This is a genomic window from Mycoplana ramosa (genome assembly GCF_041930185.1).
In the GTDB taxonomy this organism is placed as follows: Bacteria; Pseudomonadota; Alphaproteobacteria; order Rhizobiales; family Rhizobiaceae; genus Mycoplana; species Mycoplana ramosa.
This window is the reverse complement of the sequence record NZ_JBHEEW010000001.1, coordinates 464,331-487,455: the sequence shown is the minus strand read 5'-3', so window position 1 is coordinate 487,455 and position 23,125 is coordinate 464,331. Positions and strand designations below refer to the sequence as shown.

General features: G+C 64.6%; 18 protein-coding genes and 1 pseudogene. 11 read left to right on the top strand and 8 right to left on the bottom strand.

Features of this window, described 5'->3' with window-relative positions; genetic code table 11:
• Nucleotides 1–57: 57 nt before the first annotated feature.
• The 6 genes from JNC62_RS02260 to JNC62_RS02235 all read right to left on the bottom strand — a co-directional run bounded on the left by JNC62_RS02260 (nucleotide 58) and on the right by JNC62_RS02235 (nucleotide 5,749).
• A complete protein-coding gene (locus JNC62_RS02260; RefSeq protein ID WP_374835530.1) occupies nucleotides 58–1,608 on the bottom strand; it encodes a hypothetical protein in 1,551 nt (516 codons plus the stop codon).
• A gap of 451 nt (nucleotides 1,609–2,059) precedes the next feature.
• The gene (gene gp17 / locus JNC62_RS02255) at nucleotides 2,060–2,194 is read right to left on the bottom strand and encodes a tail completion protein gp17 (protein ID WP_374835528.1); all 135 of its coding nucleotides are present in this window, start codon (nucleotides 2,192–2,194) and stop codon (nucleotides 2,060–2,062) included.
• A 4-nt stretch (nucleotides 2,195–2,198) separates the two neighbouring features.
• Entirely contained in the window at nucleotides 2,199–2,633 is a 435-nt protein-coding gene (locus JNC62_RS02250) for a phage portal protein (protein WP_374835526.1), read from the bottom strand.
• A gap of 199 nt (nucleotides 2,634–2,832) precedes the next feature.
• Entirely contained in the window at nucleotides 2,833–3,486 is a 654-nt protein-coding gene (locus JNC62_RS02245) for a hypothetical protein (RefSeq protein WP_374835524.1), read from the bottom strand.
• Between the two features lie 171 nt (nucleotides 3,487–3,657).
• Nucleotides 3,658–4,857 (bottom strand): DNA-packaging protein, encoded by a 1,200-nt coding sequence (locus tag JNC62_RS02240; protein WP_374835669.1) that lies wholly within the window; start codon nucleotides 4,855–4,857, stop codon nucleotides 3,658–3,660.
• A gap of 304 nt (nucleotides 4,858–5,161) precedes the next feature.
• A complete protein-coding gene (locus tag JNC62_RS02235; RefSeq protein ID WP_374835522.1) occupies nucleotides 5,162–5,749 on the bottom strand; it encodes a hypothetical protein in 588 nt (195 codons plus the stop codon).
• 439 nt (nucleotides 5,750–6,188) lie between these two features.
• Between JNC62_RS02235 and JNC62_RS02230 the strand changes: the two genes are divergently transcribed.
• From JNC62_RS02230 to JNC62_RS02215, 4 genes and pseudogenes are all read left to right on the top strand, one after another.
• Nucleotides 6,189–6,590 (top strand): MmcQ/YjbR family DNA-binding protein, encoded by a 402-nt coding sequence (locus tag JNC62_RS02230; RefSeq protein WP_374835520.1) that lies wholly within the window; start codon nucleotides 6,189–6,191, stop codon nucleotides 6,588–6,590.
• Nucleotides 6,591–6,726: 136 nt separating this feature from the next.
• Nucleotides 6,727–8,043: a UDP-glucose dehydrogenase family protein gene (locus tag JNC62_RS02225; RefSeq protein WP_374835519.1), complete on the top strand. Its 1,317-nt coding sequence runs from the start codon at nucleotides 6,727–6,729 to the stop codon at nucleotides 8,041–8,043.
• A 2-nt stretch (nucleotides 8,044–8,045) separates the two neighbouring features.
• Nucleotides 8,046–9,083 (top strand): NAD-dependent epimerase/dehydratase family protein, encoded by a 1,038-nt coding sequence (locus JNC62_RS02220; protein WP_374835517.1) that lies wholly within the window; start codon nucleotides 8,046–8,048, stop codon nucleotides 9,081–9,083.
• 314 nt (nucleotides 9,084–9,397) lie between these two features.
• A pseudogene (locus JNC62_RS02215) lies at nucleotides 9,398–11,144 on the top strand (adenylate/guanylate cyclase domain-containing protein).
• Here JNC62_RS02215 and JNC62_RS02210 read toward each other — a convergent pair.
• A complete protein-coding gene (locus JNC62_RS02210; protein ID WP_374835515.1) occupies nucleotides 11,126–11,611 on the bottom strand; it encodes a class I SAM-dependent methyltransferase in 486 nt (161 codons plus the stop codon). The pseudogene JNC62_RS02215 and the gene JNC62_RS02210 overlap by 19 nt on opposite strands.
• Before the next feature lie 22 nt (nucleotides 11,612–11,633).
• Entirely contained in the window at nucleotides 11,634–13,010 is a 1,377-nt protein-coding gene (locus tag JNC62_RS02205) for a nucleotide sugar dehydrogenase (protein ID WP_374835513.1), read from the bottom strand.
• Between the two features lie 198 nt (nucleotides 13,011–13,208).
• Here JNC62_RS02205 and JNC62_RS02200 point away from each other — a divergent pair, with 198 nt between their 5' ends.
• The 7 genes from JNC62_RS02200 (at nucleotide 13,209) to JNC62_RS02170 (ending at nucleotide 23,118) form a co-directional block, all read left to right on the top strand.
• Nucleotides 13,209–14,573 (top strand): adenylate/guanylate cyclase domain-containing protein, encoded by a 1,365-nt coding sequence (locus JNC62_RS02200; protein ID WP_374835511.1) that lies wholly within the window; start codon nucleotides 13,209–13,211, stop codon nucleotides 14,571–14,573.
• A 188-nt stretch (nucleotides 14,574–14,761) separates the two neighbouring features.
• Nucleotides 14,762–15,739, top strand: coding sequence for a polysaccharide lyase family 20 protein (locus JNC62_RS02195; RefSeq protein WP_374835509.1), 978 nt, complete (start codon nucleotides 14,762–14,764; stop codon nucleotides 15,737–15,739).
• Nucleotides 15,740–15,866: 127 nt separating this feature from the next.
• Nucleotides 15,867–17,756 carry an ABC transporter ATP-binding protein gene (locus JNC62_RS02190; protein WP_374835507.1) on the top strand — a complete coding sequence of 630 codons (1,890 nt, stop codon included), beginning with the start codon at nucleotides 15,867–15,869 and terminating at the stop codon, nucleotides 17,754–17,756.
• Nucleotides 17,753–19,663, top strand: a complete 1,911-nt coding sequence (locus tag JNC62_RS02185; protein WP_374835505.1) for an ABC transporter substrate-binding protein — start codon at nucleotides 17,753–17,755, stop codon at nucleotides 19,661–19,663. Before JNC62_RS02190 ends, JNC62_RS02185 begins: the two co-directional genes overlap by 4 nt.
• Before the next feature lie 3 nt (nucleotides 19,664–19,666).
• Nucleotides 19,667–20,665 (top strand): ABC transporter permease, encoded by a 999-nt coding sequence (locus JNC62_RS02180; protein WP_374835503.1) that lies wholly within the window; start codon nucleotides 19,667–19,669, stop codon nucleotides 20,663–20,665.
• Nucleotides 20,662–21,837, top strand: coding sequence for an ABC transporter permease (locus JNC62_RS02175; RefSeq protein ID WP_374835502.1), 1,176 nt, complete (start codon nucleotides 20,662–20,664; stop codon nucleotides 21,835–21,837). The genes JNC62_RS02180 and JNC62_RS02175 overlap by 4 nt, the downstream gene beginning before the upstream one ends.
• Before the next feature lie 78 nt (nucleotides 21,838–21,915).
• A complete protein-coding gene (locus tag JNC62_RS02170) occupies nucleotides 21,916–23,118 on the top strand; it encodes a glycosyltransferase family protein (protein ID WP_374835500.1) in 1,203 nt (400 codons plus the stop codon).
• Nucleotides 23,119–23,125: the final 7 nt, after the last annotated feature.

Sequence of the window (23,125 nt, the reverse complement as noted above, 5' to 3'; positions counted from 1 at the left end):
CCAGTAAATGCTTGTTGCTGACTTCACATTTTAGTTAGGGGTGAAAGTGATCCGGGATCACTCGAAATAGATGATCTCCTCGAACCTCACCGGCCCCTTATCAAGACCGATACGCATCGCGGGCGTCATCCGGTCTTCGCCCTTGGCGATATAGTTGAAGTAGGTTCGATAGATGGTGAGGCACTTCTCGACCATCTCGGGTGAGTAGAAGCCATACAGGTACCATTTCCGGGAAGCGCGACGAGGGTACTGCGGCGCTCGCTCAAGCCCGGCGATACTGCGCCGAACCTGCATGAAGAAGCGGTCAACTTGGTGCAGCGACGTGTGGTGAAAGAGCCGTGCGATCTCCATGGTTGAGCGCTGACCGTCATCGGTCAGGAATCGCACCTTCTTGCCTGGCTCCGACTTCTTGATGAATGGGTAGGGAATTTCCCTCGATCGGAGTTCCTCGCCTCGGCGTCGGCCGTGAAAGTACGGCAAGACACTGTTGTCGACGAAGTAGGCCAGCCAAGCCTGAAATGGATGCAGATAGGGAAATTTCTCTTCGGCTTTGATCTTGAGCTTCGCCGCTTCTGCTACAGCGGCATTCTTCTGATCGATCGTCGCCCCTTTGTCACAGGTCAGAATGGCCACATCGAGCTGACCGTTCAGGAACTTGTCCTTCCACGCCGCTAGGCAGGCGTTGGCCAGCCCCGGATCGGCATCCAGAGAGAAATGGACGTGACCAGACCTGCGGCCGATCAAGGCATGCAGGTACAAGAAATGCCCGAACATCAGGTAATCGATGTGGACCATTGCCCCCTGATTAGGAAGCTGACGATCCGTTGTCATGTCTTCGGCCGCGTCCTGATCCTCCCGGACAGGCGCGAAAGTGCCCGGCTCCATCTGCAGCGCGGTAGCATAGTCCTCATAGTTCCAGAGGCGGGCGTATTCGCGCATCGCAGGCTTCAGATCAAGATCACCGCATGCCTCGACCGCAGCCTGGATGTCGTTCGTGTTGAACCTTGGATCGAGTTGCGGATGGCAGGCAAGCACGTATCCGGTGTCGAGGCAGCTTGATGCCAGTGCGCGGAACTGGATGGTCTTCCTGAGCTTCTTGGTGGGCCAGTTGACCATATAGTCTTGCATGTCGGTGGCGATCCGCATGCTGTCGAATTCCAGCTCTGGAAGACGCCTCTCCCGATCCGCCAGGAACTTGGTGCACTGGGCGTGCAGGAAATCGATCTTGTCGTAGACGGTCTTCGGCGCGAGGCCCGTGATCTGAGCGATCTTGGAAATGCAGACTTTCCCTACGAGCATTTGGAAGACAGACTTGTTCTCGTGGGATGTCTTCTGTCGCTGGTGCGGTTGCCCGGACGAAAACGTCTTCGAACAGCATTTGCACTTGTACCGCTTGTCACCCCTGGCGGTCCTGCCGTGTGGGGAATAAGATTCAGGGTGCGAATCAATAGGTTTAAAGTAGTTCGTGCAGGTCACTTGTGGGCAGTGAAGGCCACCTGGCGTCGCCAGTAGCTCGAGATGCCTGTCGAGTTCTTCGCTAACGGCGCGGTTGCTTTTGACGGCGCTGTGGGTGTCGCAGGAGATGCAATACAGGGAATCGCCCGTCACTGTCGTTGCTGCGTCGCTTGCCTCGTTGATCTTCGACCTCTGCTGGCTCGCCGAAGTTAGAGCAGAGCGGATTTTTGCAGAAGTTGACGTTCACTCCATTGAAGGAGTGGGGAAGACGTAGCTTTTGACTTCCTTCAAATTTTTTAAGCAAGATAAAACCCCTCAGAGCGTTGTTCTCTAAGGGGTTTCCGAGGAACTTCAACTAAAAGTCCACATTTTGGTTAAGGGCTGGCCCCGAAGAGCGCCCCGCTTTATTCTTCCTTCATCCCGGCCTTGAGCCGGGATCCAGCGCGCCGCGTCGGCGGCGCAAAAAAATCTTCTGCTCGGCAGGACCTGCGCACTGGAGGTCGGAGGGGTGGTAGCGCGTATCGACTGCGCGCATCACGACCCCATCAAGGATCCCCCAGGCATCAAACCGTTGAGCGCGGAGCCTTTGTCAGTCCGACCCCGCCTATTCCGTTACCGCCCGAAACCGCATCTCGGCCTTGTGCAACGGCTTCGTTCCCTCCCGCGCGATCCGGGTCGAGCGGTGTAGCAGGCTGACGAGATGAAATCCGTCGAGCGTCAGCGCCGCATCATGCAACAACGCCTCAACGCCTGCCGCAATTGTCTGCACTTCCAGGTGCCCGCCTCCCTTCGACCAAGGCCGCGCCGATGCGGACGCCCTCGACGAAGGCATTGCCCGAGAGCAGCAGGTGGCCGTAAAGCGCCTCGAAAAACTCGTTGCCGCCCATCCGGCCGTTCGGCCGCACGAGCAGTCCGGCGAGCGGGTCGTCCGCCAGTTCCTCATCGCCCTCATAGACCAGCCAGGGCACCGACGCCGCGGCTTCGGCGATCATCCGCACCGCCCGGTGCGCGACCGGATTTTTCATGAACCCTTCGCGCGCCAGCGAGGCGTAGCTGCGGCTGGACCAGCGCGCCCGCCCCTCGGCGGTCAGCGTCACGAACCCGGTCGCCTTGGTCTCGGAAACGCCAACGCGCTGCGCCCCGGCGCGCCGCCAGGGCAGGAAAGACGGAAATTTCATCGCAATGTCCTCGTTGATGCGGCTTGGGCCGGTTCGCGATCCGCTGCAGACAGCGTCGCACGGATGCGGGAGGATGTTCAGCCCGGCTCGCAAGCCCACGGCAGGATGCCGTGATGCCGGACACATCCGGCATCGACGTGCCCCGGATTTGGCCTGCAAGCGGGCGATGCGTGCACCGCCCGCAGCCTGCTCGCTCCGCTCACGCCCCCGTCGTGTAGCTGATCGCCGAATAGTAGTGGCGGGCGTAGTCGGCGATGTCCTGCGCCCGATCGTACCCGTTGATGATCTGCCGCGCCTCGACCCATTCTTCCTTGCGTCCGTCGAGGAAATCTTTCAGCGCGTAACCGGTGTAGACGCCCTTGATCATGCCCTCGAACAGCATCGTCAGGGCCTCTTCGAGTTTGAGCGCGTCATCCGGCGAACCGGCGATCTTGAACTTGTCATAGTTCGTCTTGCCGGTGATCTGCACCAGCCCGCGGCCGCGATAGCGCCAGCCGTCGCCGCTCGCCTCGTTTCCGTTGCCGAGCCTGTTCGCGTAGACACGGTTGGCGATCTTTTCCGGCTTGCCGGCATAGCTTGCGGCTTCCTCGGCCGTTCGGAAATACTTCGGAAAGACCTCGAGCAGACGCTTGGCGGAGTAATTCAGGTTCTCCTCCACCGGCTGCATTCGCCGCCCGGTTTCGTGATAGGCGGTCGCCAGGATGTAGGCGAGCCAGCGGTCGTCGTCCTTGGGAAGATGCTTTTCCCAGCGATCGAGGATCGCCGTGTGCCCGTCGACGGCGTCCTGGTCCAGGCCGTGCTTGTAAAGGTGCAGCCGCACCCGGTCGAAAAAGAACTTCCTGTTGATCGGCATTCTCTCCTCCATCCCCTGCACCCAAGGCGTACAGGCAGGCAGCGCGGTCGAGAATTGCTCCACCGCTCCCGTTGCGATCAATCGATGTCCAGTTGGTGGGCGATTAAATCATAATCCGCCCACAAATGCACCTAAAAATTACATCAACTATTTTTACTCCCATAGATTGCGTTACACGCCGCGGATCTTCGGCTCGCCCCGTCGGTCGAGCACCAGCGCCGTGAGCGCCCAGACGAGTGCATCCACGCGGTCGGGCGAGCGGCCGGAGGAAAGCCCGTCCGGCCCGAAGTCGCACATCTGGTCTTCCAGTTCGGGAAAACTGCCGGCATGCGTGACGCGGCCCTGCTCGTAGAGGGCGGCGACCGGTTCGGCCCGCAGGAACTTGCCGCGCGTTGCCCGCACCATCGTCACCGGCAGAACCGCGTCGATGCTGCGCAGCATGGCCGGCACCATCTCGCCGCCCTGGTTCACCTCGGCGACCACCCGGTCGGCGTCGAAGCGCCGGAAGGCGCGCACCACCGCATTCGCCCAGCCTGCCGGGCTTGCCCCGGTCACCGACGCATCCGCCAGCACGACCGCCCTGCCCGCGCCGTCCAGCCCGGCGACGATGCCGCAGCAGGACTGGCTCGATGCGGTCGCCGGCGGGTCGACCGCCACGACGATCCGCGACAGCGGCGCCGGCAGACGCTGGCGCACCGCTTCGATCCGATCCCGGCTCCACAGCGCGTCCTGGCGATCGGTGATCATCTCGCCGTCGAGTTCCTGGCGGCCAAGCCGCGTCCCGCCATAGCGTTCCGCCATGGCCTCCAGAAAACCCGCAGCCAGGTTCCTGGCATTGTCTGCCGTCTTGATCCGCTTCAGCACCGTTCCCCGGTCCGCCATCAGCGCCCTCAGCAACGGAATCGGCCTCGGTGTCGTCGTCACCAGCGCCTGCGGCCGCTCGCCGAGCCTGAGGGCGAACTGCAGCATGTCCCAGGTCTCCTGCGGATGGCGCCACTTTCCCAGTTCGTCGCACCAGGCAAGATGGAATTGCGGCCCGCGCAGGCTTTCGGGATCCTCCGACGAGAAGATTTGCGCCATCGATCCGTTCGGCCAGACCAGCCGCCGGCGCGAGGCCTCGAATTCCGGGCGCTGGCCGCGCGCGATCCGGCAAATGCCGGACACGCCGTCGATCATCACCTCGCGCGCGTCGCCCAGCGTTTCCGCCACCAGCGCGATCCTCAGCCTCGGTGCCTGCAGCGCGCTCTCGTGCACCCATTCGGCGCCGGCGCGAGTCTTGCCCGATCCGCGCCCGCCCATCAGCAGCCACACCCGCCAGTCACCCTCGGGCTCCTCCTGCGCCGGATGCCGCTCGATCGGCCAGAGCCGCATCGCGCGGCTGATGACCTGCGCCGTGGAGGACGGGTCTCCGAAATCGAGCGGACGGTTCTCTGGCGAGGTAACCGCGTCAGCTTCGTCTGGCCCCAACCCATCAGGGGCATTCTCGTCGATCCCGTCACGTGCGGGCGCCCTGGCCGCGCCGCCGTCGCCAATGCTTGCCGCCAGACCGTCGACCGGTCCGAGAATATCCATGAGGAGCGCCTCGCGCTGGTCGCCGATCCGCCCGACCTCCTGTGCCATGCGGCCCGCCATGTCCTGGAGTGCATCACGCGTTTTTCTTGCGAGCCGGCGCCGCTCACGGGCCGTTCTGTCCGTCGTCGCCGGTTCCCACCGCCGACCCCATCGCCGGATCGGCGGCCTCCCCCGCTCCGCATCGCTCATGATCGGCCTTCCATTGCTCGATGTAGGCTTGCACCTTCGCATTGACCCGGCGGTCGAACTCGGCGACCACCGCCTCGTAGTCGGCGACCTCGCCGCGACGCTCGTCGGCATCGCGCCGCTCGCTTGAGATTGCGCGCTGGAGGCTGTCGATCTTTTCCAGCGTCCGCACGATCAGCGAGACAGCCTCGATCGCCGCCTTCGCATCCGCCTGGGCAAGCTTGCGGTCCGCTTCATCTTCAGCCGCATCCGCAACGTGCTCCGCCGTGCGGCGCTGGCTCTGGAAGCGCTGGAAGCGCTCGCGCAGCTCCTTCGTCATTTCGGCCAGCATCGTCTGCATGTCCTGCAGCGGATCACCGCCGGTGTCCGCCTTCATGTCGAGGAGAAGGGGCGCGGTTTCGACGCGGCCCACTTCCCAGCGTTCCGGCCGCGTGCCCCCATCGTAAGCGAGGTCCGTTGCCGGCACGCCGAAAAGATCGGGATCGACGTCATCGAAGCTGTGCATGATCATTGCTCCGGAAATGGAAAAAGCGCCGCGTTCGATGCGAACGGGCGCTTCCGTCTTACGCTGTGCCAGCCAGCCGGCGGGCGGATATCACCATGGTGGGACCGGTCGCTGTGCGGCTCCGGATTGTCCGAAAGCCTCCCGGCAAATCCGGCCAACACCAGCGTTTGCGTCGCCAACGCGTTTCCCCGGTCGCGATCTCGTCTTCTTCCGGGACCTCGCCACGACTTCCGGTCGTCGGGCGATCTCTCCGCCCGCACTTTTCCGACTGTAGTTGAACCCTAGCAGACCACCGTCACGCTGTCAAGGATTATTTTCCTATCGATGAAAAGGCCAATATCCAACACTTGCGGCCCGAACGCCTAAGGCCCTCCCGCAGCCGCAGCTCGCCCAGGCGCTGTCACCTTCCGGCCGAACCAGATCCGTGCTATTTTTTTGCATGACGTCCGAGGACCTTGTTCAGATGGCGCTGGCCCTGCCCGGCACCGAGGAGAATGCCCATTTCGGCAAGCGCGACTTCCGGGTGGCAGGCCGCATCTTCCTGACCCTGCCGGAGGCAGGCCGCGCCGTTTGCAAGCTGACGCGCGGTCAGCAGGCCATGCTGGTGGCCACCCAGCCCGGCCTGTGCGCCGCCGTTCCCGGCGGCTGGGGCCACAAGGGCTGGACCTCGCTCTACTTCGACAGCGCCGAGATGGATACCGTCCACCACATCGTCGAGACGGCCTGGCGCAACGTCGCGCCCGCCGGCCTGGTCGACGCAATTGACGGCGCCGCCAGGCACCGCGACGCCGCGGCGGGAAAGCACTTTCCCGAGGCGGGCCAGCCCGGCCATAATTTATGATTTCCTTTGTTTGCCCGAATGAATAAAAGGCACGGTGGACCGCTGGCTCGTTGATACGCCCTCGCCCATCCACCGCCGGGCCCATTGAGCGAGACGTCCCTTCACACGACCCACTGAGGCTATCGAAAGAGGGCATATGAGAATTGCGATGATTGGCGCCGGCTATGTCGGTCTTGTTTCCGGCGTCTGCTTTGCCGATTTCGGCCATGACGTCGTCTGCGTCGACAACGTCGCCGAGAAGATCGATGCCCTGCGCAAGGGCGAAATTCCGATCTACGAGCCGGGTCTGCAGGAACTGGCCGCATCGAACAGCGCGGCGGGGCGGCTGAATTTCTCCACCGACGTGGAGGCCGCCGTCGCGTGGGCCGATGCCGTGTTCATCGCCGTTGGCACGCCCTCGCGGCGCGGCGACGGCCATGCGGACCTCACCTATGTCTATGCCGTCGCGCGCCAGATCGCCACCGCCGTCGACGGCTATACCGTCGTCGTCACCAAGTCGACCGTCCCCGTCGGCACCGGCGACGAGGTCGAGCGCATCATCCGGGAGACCAATCCCGACGCCGACGTGTCGGTGGTGTCGAACCCCGAGTTCCTGCGCGAGGGTGCCGCGATCGGCGACTTCAAGCGCCCCGACCGCATCGTCGTCGGCACCGAGGACCCGCGCGCCATCGCCGTGATGACCGAGCTCTACCGGCCGCTCCATCTCAACGAAGGCCCGCTGTTCTTCTGCGAACGGCGCACGTCGGAACTGATCAAATACGCCGCCAATGCGTTCCTCGCCATGAAGATCACCTTCATCAACGAGATCGCCGACCTCTGCGAGAGCCTCGGCGCCGACGTGCAGAAGGTCGCCAGAGGCATCGGCTATGACAAGCGCATCGGCGACAAGTTTCTCCATGCCGGCCCGGGCTACGGCGGCTCCTGCTTTCCCAAGGACACGCTCGCGCTCGTCAAGACGGCGTGCGACGCCGAGAGCCCCGTGCGCCTGATCGAGACGACGGTCGCCATCAACGACAACCGCAAGCGCGCCATGGCCCGCAAGGTGATCGCCGCCTGCGGCGGCTCGGTGCGCGACAAGAGGATCGCCGTGCTCGGGCTGACCTTCAAGCCCAACACCGACGACCTGCGCGAGGCCCCGTCGCTGACCATCATCCAGGCCCTGCAGGATCACGGCGCCCGCGTCGCCGCCTTCGACCCGGAAGGCATGAAAGCGGCGGAGCAGCTGCTGCCCTCGGTCGAGTTCGGCAGCGACCCCTATGCCATCGCGGCCGGGGCGGAGGCGCTGGTGCTGGTCACCGAGTGGGACGAGTTCCGCGCGCTTGACTTCCGCCGGCTGCACGCAACGATGGCCTCGCCGATCCTGGTCGACCTGCGCAACGTCTACCCCCCGCAGGAGGTGCGCCGCCACGGGTTCAAATATGTCGGCGTCGGCCGCGGCAGCGACGGGAACTGAGCATGCGCTACTTCATCACCGGCACGGCCGGCTTCATCGGTTTTCATCTCGCCCGGCGGCTTCTGGAGGAGGGACACGAGGTCGTCGGCCTGGACGGGATGACGCAGTATTACGACGTCGGCCTCAAGGAGGCGCGCAACGCCGCACTCGCCCAGTTTCCGACCTACCGTTTCCATCGCCTCATGCTGGAGGAGGCCGGAGCGCTCAAGGACGCGGTCGAGCAGGCGCAGCCCGACGTCATCGTTCACCTGGCAGCCCAGGCGGGCGTTCGCTACAGCCTGGAAGAGCCGAAGTCCTACGTGGAAACCAACATCCTCGGCACGTGGAACCTGCTCGAGGCGGCCAGGCTGGTCAATGCCCGCCACCTGATGCTTGCCTCCACCTCCTCGGTCTACGGCGCCAACGAAACCATCCCGTTCCGCGAGAGCGACCGGGCGGACGAGCCGCTGACGATCTACGGCGCCAGCAAGAAGGCAATGGAGGTGATGGCGCACAGCTATGCCCATCTCTACCGCCTGCCGACCACCGCGTTCCGCTTCTTCACCGTCTACGGCTCCTGGGGCCGGCCGGACATGGCGCTGTTCAAGTTCACCAAAGCCATCCTCGCGGAACGCGAGATCGAGCTCTACGGCGAAGGCCGGATGAGCCGCGACTTCACCTTTGTCGGCGATCTGGTCGAGGGCATGCTGCGCCTGTCCGCCGTCATCCCGTCGGAGGAGAACCGCATTGCAACGCCCGCCGGGCTCGACACCCTGTCGCGCCAGGCGCCGTTCCGCATCGTCAATATCGGCGGCGGCCGCCCCGTCGGGCTGATGGACTTCGTCGCGACGCTCGAGGACGCGCTCGGCCGTCCGGCGCGGCGCAGGTTCCTGCCGATGCAGCAGGGCGATCCGCCACGCACCTTTGCCAGCCCGGACCTGCTCGTCGCGCTGACCGGCTACAAGCCGGCGACCCCGCTCGCCGAAGGCGTGAAGGACTTCGTCGACTGGTATCGGGACTACTACGCCAGCCAGCCGGAGCCCCGCGGCGGTCCGGCCTGACACGCACGCCCTGCGCGGCATGGATGCCCGATTCATGCGGAGATTGCTGGATGGTCGACGCAACGTCAACGAAGCGACACCTTTTGCCGAGGCTGACGTCGGGCTATTTCTTGTGGCCGTGGTTTTGATCGGGGCGTCGGCCCGGCCCGGTCGACTACAGCGCCGCGCGTCTTATAAGACGCGCAAAGGTCGCTGTAGCGCTTTGAATTGCTGCATGTTTTATCCTCAAATCGGCTACGATTTGAGGAAACATGCAGTAGCGCCGGCCCGCATCGAAACCCTGGCGAGACCGTATCAACCCTTCAGGACCGACCATGCCAAAGGCCATCGCGGCGCTGATCTCCTCCGAACGGTTCTTGCAGAAGGTGCGCCTCGGTTCCGGCCTCGTCATGCTCGCCTTCGTGGCGATGCACCTTGCCAACCACGCGATTCTGCTCCTATCGCTTGATGCCGCCGATCGGGTATTGAAGGCGTTCTCCGCGGTCTGGCGCAACCCGGTCGGCACCACCCTGCTCTACGGCGCGCTCGTCACGCACGTCCTCCTGGTGTTGCGCTCGGTCTATCTGCGTCGAACGCTGCGCATGCCGGCGCGCGAGGCCGCCCAGATCCTGCTCGGCCTGCTGATCCCCTTCCTCATCATCGAGCACGCCGTCCCCGCCCGCCTGTCGCAACCGCTGTACGGCGTCGTCGTCGACTATCAAACGGTCGTTCGCAGCCTGTGGCTGAACAACCCACTGCAGGGGCTACGTCAGGTGATTGCCCTCCTGGTGATCTGGGCGCATGCCTGCATCGGCGTCTATTTCTGGCTGCGCTTTCGCAGCTGGTACCGGGCCGCTTCCCCCTATCTGCTGGCGGTCGCGATCCTCGTTCCCGCCTTGGCGCTTCTCGGCTTCGCCGAGGCTGGCCGCACAATCGCCGAGCTGGCGCGAAGCGCCCCGCAAATCCTCGACCCCGCCTATCCGCGCAGCCTGATGATCCCCCCTTCGAGGATCGACCCGGCCGTTGTCGCCGAGGGGCTCGGCCGCATCAAGGCCGGACTATACCTTGTCTTTCTCGGAGCAATCGCTCTGGTCCTCTTCTTGCGAAGGCTGCGGATGCTGGGTGAGCGGGCCTCGCAGATCACCATCCGCTACTCGAACGGCGCGCTCGTGCGTGCGCCGCGCGGCCTGAGCCTGCTCGAAGGCAGCCGCTATGGCAACGTGCCGCATTACTCGGTCTGCGGCGGCAAGGGCCGCTGCTCGACCTGCCGCGTCCGCGTCCTCGAAAGCGCCGCGCCGCTGCCGCCGCCGGGACCGATCGAGGCGGCCACCCTCGCCCGCATCCATGCCGATCCCGGCGTCCGGCTCGGCTGCCAGCTTCACCCCACCGCCGATCTCAGCGTCGCCTTGCTGATGGCGCCGAACACCGACGACGGCCTGCCGGTCGCCACCGAACCGGTCCGTCCGGGTCGCGAGGAAGAGATCGTCGTGTTGTTCTGCGACCTCAGGAACTTTACCGACCTGTCGGAAGCGCGCCTCCCCTATGACGTCGTCTTCCTGCTCAACCGATATTTCGCCGTCGTCGGCCAGGCGGTCGAGCAAGCCGGCGGCCGGCTGGACAAATTCATCGGCGACGGCGCCATGGCCCTGTTCGGCCTTGGCGGCAACCGGGAAAACGCCTGTCACCAGGCGCTGTCGGCCGCGGCCGCGATCGTGCGCGACCTCGGCCAACTGAACGAAGACCTGTCGCGCGAATTCGCCGTGCGACTGCGGATCGCCATCGGCATCCACACCGGCCCCGGCGTGGTCGGCGTGATGGGTTACGGGGCGACAAAGAGCCTGACGGCGATCGGCGACACGGTCAACGTCGCAAGCCGTCTCGAGACGACGGCCAAGGAGCACGACGTCGCGATCGTGGTCTCCGAGCCCGCCCTGTTGCAGTCCGGCCTGGCGGTCGACGGGCTGGAAAGCAGCGAGGTCGCCCTTCGCGGCCGCAGCGCCTCGATGCGGGTCTACCTGATCACCGAGGCGGAGAGCCAGCGCTTCGCCATCTGACGGGCAAGGTCAGGAAATCTTGCGATAGAGGAAGTATCGGTTTGCCGGAACGCTGTCGGGCACCGTCAGCGGTTGCAGTGCCGGGTGCTCCAGCGGCAGGCCGCTTGCCGCAATGCCGCCGGTCGCCAGCATGCCGGCCACCATCTGCGGCAACCAGGTCAGCGTGATGGCGTCCCTGTCGGCGTAGCCCGTGCCGATGTCGGCGTGAACGAGCGCGGCTGTTCCCGTCTCGAAAGCCTTGCCGGTCTCCTTGATCTCACCCAGCACCAGGTTCTCCGCATCCGGAACGGAGGACGCGTGCGCCCGGCAATCGCGATCGAAGGCGACGATCCGGCGATCGGAAAAGCATTCGCGCAGGTGGTCGAACGTCCGGCCGTTGCCGAGGCCGATTTCCATCACCGCGCCTTTCGAGGGCAAATCCAGGTCGCGACGAATATGGTTGAGAATGTCGCGCTGTGCCGTCAGGCGGCGGATGAAACTGTCGAGACGGCTCATTGCCGGTACACTCTCCTATCGCTCACGCCTTGACGATGTTGCCGCCGTCGATCCCGCGCCGGGCAAAGGCGTTGCGCGTGTCGATGACCAGCGGCGACCAGCGCGCCAGTGCAGCATAGTCGACCGCGTCGTGATCCGTCGCGATCAGCACGGCGTCGTAGCCTGACACCGTCGCCTCGTCCAGCGCCACCGACGGCCGCCCCTTCAGCGCCATGTATTCGCGCGTCTTCGGGATCTCCGTCACGAACGGATCGTGATAGTCGGCCTTGCCCTTGCGCTCCTCGATCAGTTCGATCAGCTTCAGCGAGGGACTTTCGCGAATGTCGGGGACGTTCTTCTTGTAGGCGAGGCCGATGACCAGGACGCGCGAACGGCTGAGCGCCTTGCCGAGCCGGATGTCCAAAGCCTCGGCCAGCCGTCCGACGACGTGGCGCGGCATGCTGGAATTGATCTCGCCGGCAAGTTCGATGAAACGGGTGGGCAGCTCGAACTCGCGCGACTTCCATGTCAGGTAGAACGGGTCGATCGGGATGCAATGTCCGCCAAGCCCCGGCCCCGGATAGAACGGCATGTAGCCGAACGGCTTCGTCTTCGCCGCGTCGACCACCTCCCAGATGTCGATGCCCATCGCCTCGTAGAGCACCTTCATCTCGTTGACGAGGGCGATGTTGACGGCGCGAAAGATGTTCTCGGTCAGCTTGACCGCCTCGGCGGTGGCGTTGGAGGACACCGGCACGATCGCCTTCACCACCGCGCCGTAGAAGGCCTGCATCAGCGCGGAGGCCGCCGGGCCGTCGCCGGCGACGATCTTCGGAATCGTCGCCGTCTCGAAGTCGCGGTTTCCCGGGTCCTCGCGTTCCGGCGAGAAGCCGAGGAAGAAGTCGGTTCCGGAGCGAAGTGCGCCGCGTTCCAGGATCGGCCGCACCAGTTCGTCCGTCGTGCCCGGATAGGTCGTCGATTCCAGCACGACCAGTTGACCGGGCCGCAGCGTCTCGGCGACCGCCTCGGCGGTCCTGACGACATAGGACATGTCCGGCTCGCGATGCTTCGTCAGCGGCGTCGGCACGCAGATGAGGATCACGTCGCAGCCCGAAAGCTGCGAAAAATCCGTCGTCGACCGGAACCGGCCCGCTTCGCTTTCTGTCCTCAAGGCTGCGTCCGGCACCGCTTCGATGTAGGATCGGCCGGCGTCAAGCGCGACGATCTTTGCCGGGTCGATGTCGAACCCGGTGACGGCAAAGCCGTTTCGCGCAATCGTGATCGCAAGCGGCAGGCCCACGTAGCCGAGCCCGATGACGCCGGCGCGCGCGCGTTTGCGCGCAATGGCCTGCAGGAGATGTTCGGCGGAGGAAGGCAGCGAGGTCAAAGGCGAGCACCCGTTCGATCGTGCGCTATCCATTGCGGTCAAATCCATTCGGCGTCAAGCGCACGGCGGATGACGGAAAATTGAGCGAGAAACGGGAAACAGATTTTGGTCTCCTCCTTCTGGTTTTGCGATGGCCCCTCACTTATATCATTGGCGTCGCGCGGTCGGGCAAGGGCCGGACCACGGGCCATTGAGCGAAACGGGCAGGCTCCACACCGACAGGAACAACCGATGAACACGCGTGCGGCCGACGTCTCAAACATCCTCCTGGACCGTGTCTCGGCATGGCTGAAGACCACGGCCCTGAGCGGCGAAAGCCTCGAATATCTGATCACCGGCTTCTGCGAACGCCTTGCCGCGGCGGGGCTGCCGCTGCTGCGCGTCCACCTGAGCTTTTCGATGCTGCATCCGCTCTATGACGCGCTGGGCTTCACCTGGATGCGCGGCCAGGGCGTCACGGTGGAAGGCTTCCGGGCCGCCGGCGGCAGCGCGGAGCCGTCGCGTTTCCTGCTCAGCCCCTATTATTACCTTCTCAGCAACAGCCTCGACCATTTGCGCCGCCGCATCGACCCGACGGCCCCCTCCGAGTTCCCGGTCTTCGACGACCTGAAGAAGATCGGCGTGACCGACTACATGGCGTTCGTCCAGTCCTTCGGTGAATCACCCGGCCAGGGCATGGTCGGTTCCTGGTCGACCGACGCGCCCGAAGGCTTCAACGACAACGTCATCGACGCGCTTCTGAAGGTCCAGAACAGCCTCGCCGTTGCCGCCAAGATGGCCGTGCTCGGCAAGCTCGCCGACAACATGCTGATGACCTATCTCGGCGGCAATGCCGGCAAGCGCGTGCTCTCCGGCCAGATCCGCCGCGGCGACGGCGAGACCATCCGCGCCGCCCTGGTCATGGCCGACATGCGCCAGTCGACGGTGCTCGCCGAAAAGGAAGGCCGGCAGGCCTATATCGACACCCTCAACCAGTTCTTCGACGCCATCGCGACGCCGTTCAACCGCAACGGCGGCGAGATCCTGAGCTTCATCGGCGACGGGTTCCTCGCAGTCTATCCCTGCGGCCGCCACCGCGAGCCCTCGCAGGTGGCGGCGCGGGCGGCGATGTCCGCTGTCCGCCTTGCGACGATGCGCATGAACGAACTCAACGCCAAGCGGCGCAAGGATGGGCTGGCGGACATCCGCTACGGCATCGGCCTGCATGTCGGCAACGTGATGTTCGGTAATGTCGGACTGAAGGACCGCCTGACGTTCTCCGCCTTTGGCTCGGCCGTCAACGAGGTGCAGCGGCTCCAGGGGCTGACGAAGAAATATTCGCAGTCGATCGTCGCAAGCCAGACCTTCGCCACCTATTGCGGTGGAGAATGGGTGACGCTCGGCCAGGAAAAGCTGCGCGGCGTGCGCCAGAAGCTGACCGTGCTCCTGCCCGGGCAGACCAACCTCAAGATCGACCGTGCCGAAGCACTGGAAGCCGATGGCCACGACGCGCGGTCGGAAGCCGAACAGGTCATGCTGCTCTATCGTGACTCCCGCTCGACGCATGGCGGTGAACCGAAGTCGAAAGTGCCGATGATCGCCCGCGGGCTCAATTGAACCACTCCCGAACGGGAGCCGGTCTGCGCCAAGACATGCCACCGGCGCCCTGAAGCGCGGCACAAGCCGGCCCTGCAGAAGAATGCGCCGGGCGACCGCTCCCTGCGCCGGTCCCGGCAGGGTTTGCCAATCCTCCGCGGTTGATGCATCCTCTGACAGAGATCTCGTCCCGAACATGGATGATCCTGATGCGGCCTGGCTCGAACGCGACGGGTGGCGAAACCAACGGCAGACGCGCGACCGCCCCGCCCGCCTGGCAAGCCACGCTGGTCGACGGCTTCGAGGGAAGCAACTTTTCGCCTGCGGGCGGTCTCTACTATCGCGAGAACGTCGAGCAGAGCGCCGGCAGCGTCGAGTTCCAGCGCGAGGTCACTCATGGCAGCGCCGGCGCGCTCAAGCTCAGCGTGCGGCCGATCTGGAACGGGAAACGTCACCGCAGCGAGCGGGCCGAGGTGTGGGAACGCACGGCGCTGCGCGTGCCCTATGACAGGGCCGTCTGGTACGGCTTCTCGGTCCGCTTCGCCGATCCCATCCCGCAGGACGACCACCGGCATCTGATCGCCCAGTGGAAGCGGGAGATCGGGCCGGGGGCGCACGGGGATTACAGTCCCTTCCTGGCGCTGCGGCTCGTCCGCGGCCGGCTGTTTGCGACTGTCGAAACGACTTTTCCGGTCGGACAGGGCAGCGTTTCCGTTGCAGCTGGCGCATCCTGTCTCACGCCGGTCTGGCTGCGGCCGGAAAAGCGGCAGATGCGCGCGCTCGTCGCCACCGATCCCCATTGGGAGCCGTACGACGGACGTCTCTTCGACGCCTGCACCGATCGCATTGCCGTGGTCGATCGCGGCAACGGCCTGCCGGCGCCGCACAGCGGCTGGATCGATTTTGCGGTGATGACCCGACCGGGACCGGACGGCAGCGGGCACATCGAGCTCTTCGCCAACGATCGCTGGATTGCAACCATCCGCGGCCATGTCGGCCACGCCGGACGGGGGCTTGGCGCCCGGCAATACTTCAAGTTCGGCCCCTACCGCTCGGCCGCGGGCGGCCGATGGACGCTCTACTACGACAACTTTCGCCGCTCGACCCGCTGCGAAGACGTGCTGGGCCCTGCCGGGCTCGCGGCACTACGGGCCGCGACAACGGCTGATGGTCCTCCAAGTCATTGATTTTTCTGCGACATAAAACTGCAACATCGGCATGTAAGACAGCGGGCAAATACGATGGACAGGCCGCAATGGCTTCGTTACTGTCTTGAATATAGCGCACAAAACGTAACCGAAGGAATTTCCGGGCATGATCTTAGGGGCGGATCTGTTGCGGATCGAAGATCTCAGCATCTCCTTTGCCATGGTCGGCGGGCAGGTTGATGCGGTGAAAAAGGCGAGCCTGCGGGTTCTTCCCGGCAAGGTGACCGCGCTCGTCGGCGAGTCCGGCTCGGGCAAGTCCGTCATCAGCCAGTCGGTCATGCGCATCCTGCCGCGCATCGCGACGGCCAGCGGCCGGATCCTGTTCAACGATCCTTTGACCGGCAAGCAAACCGATATCCTGCAATTGTCGCAGGATGGACCGGACATCCGCTCCATCCGCGGCCGGCGCATCGGCAAGATCTTCCAGGAACCGATGACCTCGCTGTCGCCGCTGCACACCATCGGCGACCAGGTGAGCGAGGTGCTCACCATCCACGAGCACATGACCAAGGACGAGCGCTACGAACGCACGATCGAGATGCTGCGCATGGCCGGCTTCTCCAAACCGGAGCGCGCGTTCAAGATGTATCCGTTCGAGCTCTCCGGCGGCATGCGCCAGCGTGCCATGATCGCGCTTGCGCTGATCTGCCGGCCGGCGCTCCTGATCGCTGACGAACCGACGACCGCACTCGACGTGACGATCCAGGCGCAGATCCTCCGGCTGCTGAAGGACCTGCAGCAGGAATTCAACATGGCGATGCTGCTGATCACCCATGATCTCGGTGTCGTCGCCAACGTCGCCGACGAGGTGGTGGTGATCTTCCACGGCGAGGTCATGGAGGCGGGTCCGGTCGAAGCCATCTTTCGCCGTCCCGCCCATCCCTACCTCAAGGGCCTGATGGCTGCGGTGCCGCATTTCGACATGAAGCCGGGCGAACGGCTGAAGGCCCTGCGCGAGGTGCCGGTCAACGCTTCGCACCTGCTTGACGCCGCCGGCACCAGGAAGACGACCGGCTCCGAAATCCTGCTGTCGGTGCGTCATGTCAGCAAGTCGTTCCAGATCCGCAAGGGCGGCTTCTTCCGGCCTTCGGAAGAGGCGGCGGTGCGCGCGGTCGACGGCGTCAGCTTCGACATTCGCCGCGGCGAATGCCTCGGCCTCGTCGGCGAAAGCGGCTGTGGCAAGACGACCGTCAGCAAGATGCTGATGCGCGCCGTCACACCCGATTCCGGCTCGATTACCTTCAACGATCACAGTGGTCCGGTGGACGTGCTCGAGGCCCAGGGCGGCGACCTGCAGAAGCTGCGCGCCAAGATCCAGATGGTGTTCCAGGACCCGGTCTCGTCGCTGTCGCCGCGCATGACCGTGCAGAACATCCTCGCCGAACCGCTGGAGATCCACGACCGCGGCACGCCCAAGTCCCGCCAGGAGATGGTCGGCGCGCTGATGGAGGTGATCGGTCTCAACCGCCGTTACCTGAACCGCTATCCGCATTCGTTTTCCGGCGGCCAGCGCCAACGGATCGGCATCGCCCGGGCGCTGGCGCTCGGGCCGGAACTGCTCATCTGCGACGAGCCGGTCTCGGCCCTTGACGTATCGGTGCAGGCACAGATCCTCAACCTGTTGAAAGACCTGCAAAAAGACCTCGGCTTGACCTATCTGTTCATTTCCCACAATCTGGCTGTCGTCGACTACATGGCCGACCGGATTGCGGTGATGTGCGCAGGGCGGATCGTCGAACTTGCGCCGCGTGAAACCCTCATGCGCGCGCCCGTTCATCCCTACACGAAGTCGCTCCTTGCGGCTGTCCCCTTCCCCGACCTCGACCGGCCGCTGGATTTCTCGGCGCTGAAGGCGGCCAGCGCAAGCGACATGCGGAACTGGTCCGTGCAGTTCCAGCGGGATTCCGCCGGCGACGGGCTGGCGACAGTGGATCTCGGCGACGGCCATCTCGTGCTGGCCCGCCGGAACGCGGATGTGAGGGAGTTGCGCCCGTGATCACGCGTCGAACTCTTCTCGGCCTGCTTGCCTCCACCTGCCTGCCCGTGTCGCTGGCGCGGGCGGCACCGCCGCTGCGCGAACCGGAATATTGGAAGGACAAGCTCGCCGACGGCTCGCTGCCGCCGATGGCCGAGCGCATTCCGAAGGTGCCGCGCGTCGTCAACCTGGCGGCCATGGGCCGAAACCCGGGCCAGTACGGCGGCTCGGCGCGCATGATCATCGGCGGCCAGAAGGACATCCGCCTGATGACGATCAACGGCTACGCCCGGCTGATCGGCATCGACGAGCGCCTGGTGCTGCAACCGGATATCCTGGAGAGCTTCGAGCAGGTCGAAAACCGCGTCTACACCCTCCGCCTGCGTGACGGGCATCGCTGGTCCGATGGCCATCCCTTCACCACCGACGACTTCGTCTACTATTGGGAAGACGTGCTCAACAACAAGGAGATGCGCCCGCGCGGCCTGCCGCTCGACCTGCTCTCCGATGGCCAGCCGCCGCGCTTCGAGGTGGTCGACCCGTTGACCGTCCGCTATTCCTGGGACGTTCCGAACCCCGACTTCCTGCAGCGCCTCGCCTCGCCGCAGCCGCTCACGCTGGCGCTGCCGGCCCATTACATGAAGCAGTTCCATCCGAAATATGCCGACCCCGAGACGCTGAAGAAGCTGGTCGAGGAGGAAGGCACCGACGACTGGACCGGGCTGCACATCAAGCGCTCGCGCACCTATCGCCCGGAAAACCCCGACCTGCCGACGCTCGATCCGTGGCGCAACCTGGTCGCGCCGCCGGCCGAACAGTTCATCTTCGAGCGCAACCCGTTCTTCCACCGCGTCGACGAGACCGGGCAGCAGTTGCCCTATATCGACAGGGTGCTGCTGAACGTCTCGGCCTCCGGCATCATTCCCGCCAAGGCCGGTTCAGGCGAGACCGACATTCAGTCGTACGGCCTGGACTTCGCCGACTACACGTTCCTGAAGGACGCCGAGGACCGCTATCCGGTGCGGGTGCGCCTGTGGGAACACGTCCAGGGTTCGCGCATCGCGCTGCTTCCGAACCTCAACTGCGGCGACACGGTCTGGCGCGACCTGTTCCGCGACGTCCGGTTCCGCCGGGCGCTGTCGGTGGCGATCGACCGCGAGGAAATCAACAAGGCGAGCTTCTTTGGGCTGGCGCGCGAAAGCGCCGACACGATCCTGCCGCAGAGCCCCATGTTCAAGCCGGAGTATCAGCGCGCCTGGTCACAGTTCGATCGCGACCTCGCCAACAGGCTGCTCGACGAGATCGGCCTCGCCTGGAATGAGTCCGAGGACCTGCGCCTCTTACCCAATGGACGGGAGGCCGCCCTCATCGTCGAATCGGCCGGCGAGAGCACGCTGGAGACCGACGTGCTGGAACTCGTCACCGACCACTGGCGCGAGATCGGGCTGAAGCTGCACGTGCGCACCTCGCAGCGCGACGTGTTCCGCAGCCGTGCGCTTGGCGGCGAAATCATGATCTCGGTGCAGCAGGGCATCGACAACGGCATTCCGACCGCGGACATGTCGCCGTCGGCACTGGCGCCGACCGGCGACGAACAGTTGCAATGGCCGGTCTGGGGCCTGCACTATCTCTCCGCCGAGCAGAAGGGCGAGGCTCCGGACCTGCCCGAGGCCAAGCGGCTGGTCGAGCTGATGAAGCAATGGAAGCGCTCGACCTCGACGGCCGAGCGCGAGACGGTGTGGACGGAGATGCTGTCGATCTACACCGACCAGGTCTTCTCGATCGGCATCGTCAACGGCACGCTGCAGCCGGTCGTCACCTCGAGAAGAATGAGGAACGTGCCGGAGAAAGGGCTGTACGGCTACGACCCTACCGCCTTCATGGGCGTCTACATGCCCGACACGTTCTGGTTCGACGGGAGCGCCTGAGCGATGCTGAGATATATCCTTTGGCGCATCGCCGTGATGGTTCCGACGCTCTTCCTGATCTCGGTCCTCGTGTTCACGATCATCGAACTGCCGCCCGGCGACTACTTCGAAAGCTATGTTTCGGAGCTCCGGGCGATGGGCGAGGCCGCCGACATGGAGGAGATCGACGCGCTCCGCGAGCGCTATGGCTTCGACCAGCCGGCGCCGGTCCGTTATTTCCATTGGGTCGGCGGCATGCTGCACGGCGATTTCGGCTATTCGTTCGAATATCAGCTGCCCGTATCCGACGTGGTCGGCGACCGGCTTTGGCTTACGGTGCTCGTCTCCTTCGTCACCATCCTGTTCACCTGGCTGATCGCCTTTCCGATCGGCATCTACTCCGCCACACACCAGTACAGCTGGGGCGACTACGGCCTGACCTTCCTGGGCTTGCTCGGCCTCGCCATTCCCAATTTCATGCTGGCGCTGATCCTGATGTACTTCGCCAACATCTGGTTCGGCACCTCGATCGGCCATTTGATGGACCAGCGGTTCCTGAACGAGCCGATGAGCTGGGAGAAGGCGAAGTCGATCCTGGAGCACCTGTGGATCCCGGTCATCATCATCGGCACCGCGGGAACGGCCGGCATGGTGCGCCGGCTGCGCGCCAATCTGCTCGATGAACTGCAGAAGCAATATGTGGTGACGGCGCGCGCCAAGGGCATGAACCCGTTCCGGGCGCTGGTCAAATATCCGCTGCGCATGTCGTTGAACTTCTTCATCTCCGACATCGGCTCGATCCTGCCGCAGATCATTTCCGGCGCTGAAATCACCGCCATCGTGTTGTCACTGGAAACGACCGGCCCGATGCTGATCAAGGCGCTGCAGAGCCAGGACATGTACCTCGCCGGCTCGTTCCTGATGTTCCTTGCCTTCCTCACCGTCATCGGCGTGCTGATCTCCGACATCGCGCTCGCCATTCTCGATCCGCGCATCCGGCTTCAGGGCGGGAGCACCAAATGAACTCACCGCTGCCGCCGTCCGGCGCCCCCCTCCAGCATTACGTCTCGACCGCCCCCTTCGACCCCTATTCGGTGGAAGCAATGACCGCCGGGCAGGCGAAGGTGTTCCAGGCCTCGCAGACGCGGCTGATGTGGTGGAAGTTCAAGAAGCACCGGATCGCGCTCGCCTCCGGCATCTTCCTGCTGGCGCTCTACCTGATGATCGTTATCGCCGAGTTCCTGGCGCCCTATAATCTGCACACGCGCAACATGGACTTCATCCATTCCCCGCCGCAGCGGGTGCGCCTCTTCCACGAGGGCCAACTCGTCGGCCCGTTCGTGTACGGGCGCCAGATGACGCTCGACATGGACACGCTGCGGCGTGTCTACACGGATAACAGGAACGACGTGCAGAAGCTGCGTTTCTTCTGCTCCGGCGATCCCTACCGCTTCTGGGGCCTGTTCGACGCCAGCCTGCATCTGGTCTGCCCGGCAAAGGACGGCCAGATGTTCCTGCTCGGAACCGATCGCCTCGGCCGCGACGTGATGTCGCGCATCATCTACGGCGCCCGCATCTCGCTGACGATCGGCCTGATCGGCATTGCGATCAGCTTCACGCTCGGCATCGTCATCGGCGGACTCGCCGGCTACCACGGCGGCTACATCGACCTCGTTGTGCAGCGCATCATCGAGGTCTTGCAGTCGATCCCGAGTATACCGCTGTGGTTGGCGCTCGCAGCGATCATGCCCGTCAGCTGGAGCCCGATCCTCGTCTATCTCGGCATCACCGTCATTCTCGGCCTGCTCGACTGGACCGGCCTGGCGCGCGCGGTGCGCTCGAAGCTGCTGGCACTGCGCGAGGAGGACTACGTGCTGGCGGCGCAACTGATGGGCGCGAGCAGCAGCCGCATCATCGGGCGCCATCTCGTGCCCGGCTTCCTGTCGCACCTGATCGCGAGCGCAACCATCACGATTCCCAGCATGATCCTCGGCGAGACGGCGCTCAGCTTCCTCGGGCTCGGCCTGCGCCCGCCGATCACCAGCTGGGGCATCCTGCTCACCGAGGCGCGCAGCGTCAGCGTCATCGCCTTCTACCCGTGGCTGCTGTTCCCGATGATCCCCGTCATCCTGGTGATTCTCGCGTTCAACTTCCTCGGAGACGGGTTGCGGGACGCGGCCGACCCCTACAAGTAACAAAATTGTGCAATGCATAATTAGCGAATCCGAGTACTGGCCCCTAAGTTCGGTCGTTCAACCTGTGTGGAGTAGCCGATGACACGCCGTCTGGAAGACGCCCGAATTCTGATGTACAGCCATGACACGTTCGGTCTTGGCCACCTGCGCCGTTGCCGCACCATCGCCCATTCGCTGGTCGAGGATTTCCGCGGCCTCAACGTCCTGATCATCTCCGGCTCGCCGATCGCCGGAGCCTTCGATTATCGCGCCCGCGTCGATTTCGTGAAGATCCCGAGCGTCATCAAGCTGCGGAACGGCGAATACACCTCGATGGAGCAGCACATCGACCTTCACGAGACGCTGAAGATGCGTCAGTCGATCATCCGGCACACCGCCGAAACATTCCAGCCGGACATCTTCATCGTCGACAAGGAGCCGATGGGCCTGCGCGGCGAGGTCGAGGAGACGCTCGCCTATCTAAAGGCGCGTGGGACGACGCTGGTGCTGGGCCTGCGCGACGTGATGGACGCGCCGCACCTGCTCGACGCCGAATGGAAGCGCCACGACGTCATGGGCAAGATCGCCAGGTACTACGACAAGGTCTGGGTCTACGGCCCGCCGGATTTCTACGACCCGCTGATCGGTCTCGACGTGCCGCCCGTCGTTCGCGCCCGCATGAACTTCGTCGGCTTCCTGCAGCGCAGCGTCTCGCAAGCACCTGCGTTGGAACACCGTCCCCAGGGGGACTACATCCTAGTCACGACCGGCGGCGGCGGTGACGGGGCCGCCCTCATCCATGACGTCCTCCATGCCTACAAGGAAGACCCCGACCTGACGCACAAGGCGCTGATCGTACTCGGCCCCTACATGCCGGCGGCGCAGCGCCAGAAGCTCGTGCGCAAGGGATCGAAGATTCCCCACGTCGAGGTGATCGAATTCGACAACCGCATGGAGGAACTGATCGCCGGCGCGACCGCCGTCGTCGCCATGGGCGGCTACAACACCTATTGCGAAATCCTGTCGTTCGACAAGCCGGCGCTGGTCGTTCCCCGCGTCAACCCGCGCGAGGAGCAGATGATCCGGGCCCGGCGCGCCGCGCAACTCGGGCTGGTGCAGATGCTGTCGCCGGAGGAGTCGCGCCTGCCGAAGGTGCTGGCCGAGGCGCTGAAGGCCCTGCCCGACCGCCCGCCGCCGTCCCAGACCTCAAAGGCCCTCAGGCTTGAAGGGCTGCCGCACATCTCCCAGATCGTCGGCGACCTGCTTGAGACCGGGGACAACAGGCGGCTTGCCGCCGTATAAGGCTTGA

Coding starts and splice junctions, on each gene's coding strand:
- JNC62_RS02250 (WP_374835526.1), bottom strand. CDS start 2,633: ATGAAATTTCCGTCTTTCCTGCCCTGGCGGCGCGCCGGGGCGCAGCGC.
- JNC62_RS02245 (WP_374835524.1), bottom strand. CDS start 3,486: ATGCCGATCAACAGGAAGTTCTTTTTCGACCGGGTGCGGCTGCACCTT.
- JNC62_RS02240 (WP_374835669.1), bottom strand. CDS start 4,857: ATGCGGCTCTGGCCGATCGAGCGGCATCCGGCGCAGGAGGAGCCCGAG.
- JNC62_RS02235 (WP_374835522.1), bottom strand. CDS start 5,749: ATGCACAGCTTCGATGACGTCGATCCCGATCTTTTCGGCGTGCCGGCA.
- JNC62_RS02230 (WP_374835520.1), top strand. CDS start 6,189: ATGACGTCCGAGGACCTTGTTCAGATGGCGCTGGCCCTGCCCGGCACC.
- JNC62_RS02225 (WP_374835519.1), top strand. CDS start 6,727: ATGAGAATTGCGATGATTGGCGCCGGCTATGTCGGTCTTGTTTCCGGC.
- JNC62_RS02220 (WP_374835517.1), top strand. CDS start 8,046: ATGCGCTACTTCATCACCGGCACGGCCGGCTTCATCGGTTTTCATCTC.
- JNC62_RS02210 (WP_374835515.1), bottom strand. CDS start 11,611: ATGAGCCGTCTCGACAGTTTCATCCGCCGCCTGACGGCACAGCGCGAC.
- JNC62_RS02205 (WP_374835513.1), bottom strand. CDS start 13,010: ATGGATAGCGCACGATCGAACGGGTGCTCGCCTTTGACCTCGCTGCCT.
- JNC62_RS02200 (WP_374835511.1), top strand. CDS start 13,209: ATGAACACGCGTGCGGCCGACGTCTCAAACATCCTCCTGGACCGTGTC.
- JNC62_RS02195 (WP_374835509.1), top strand. CDS start 14,762: ATGCGGCCTGGCTCGAACGCGACGGGTGGCGAAACCAACGGCAGACGC.
- JNC62_RS02190 (WP_374835507.1), top strand. CDS start 15,867: ATGATCTTAGGGGCGGATCTGTTGCGGATCGAAGATCTCAGCATCTCC.
- JNC62_RS02180 (WP_374835503.1), top strand. CDS start 19,667: ATGCTGAGATATATCCTTTGGCGCATCGCCGTGATGGTTCCGACGCTC.
- JNC62_RS02175 (WP_374835502.1), top strand. CDS start 20,662: ATGAACTCACCGCTGCCGCCGTCCGGCGCCCCCCTCCAGCATTACGTC.
- JNC62_RS02170 (WP_374835500.1), top strand. CDS start 21,916: ATGACACGCCGTCTGGAAGACGCCCGAATTCTGATGTACAGCCATGAC.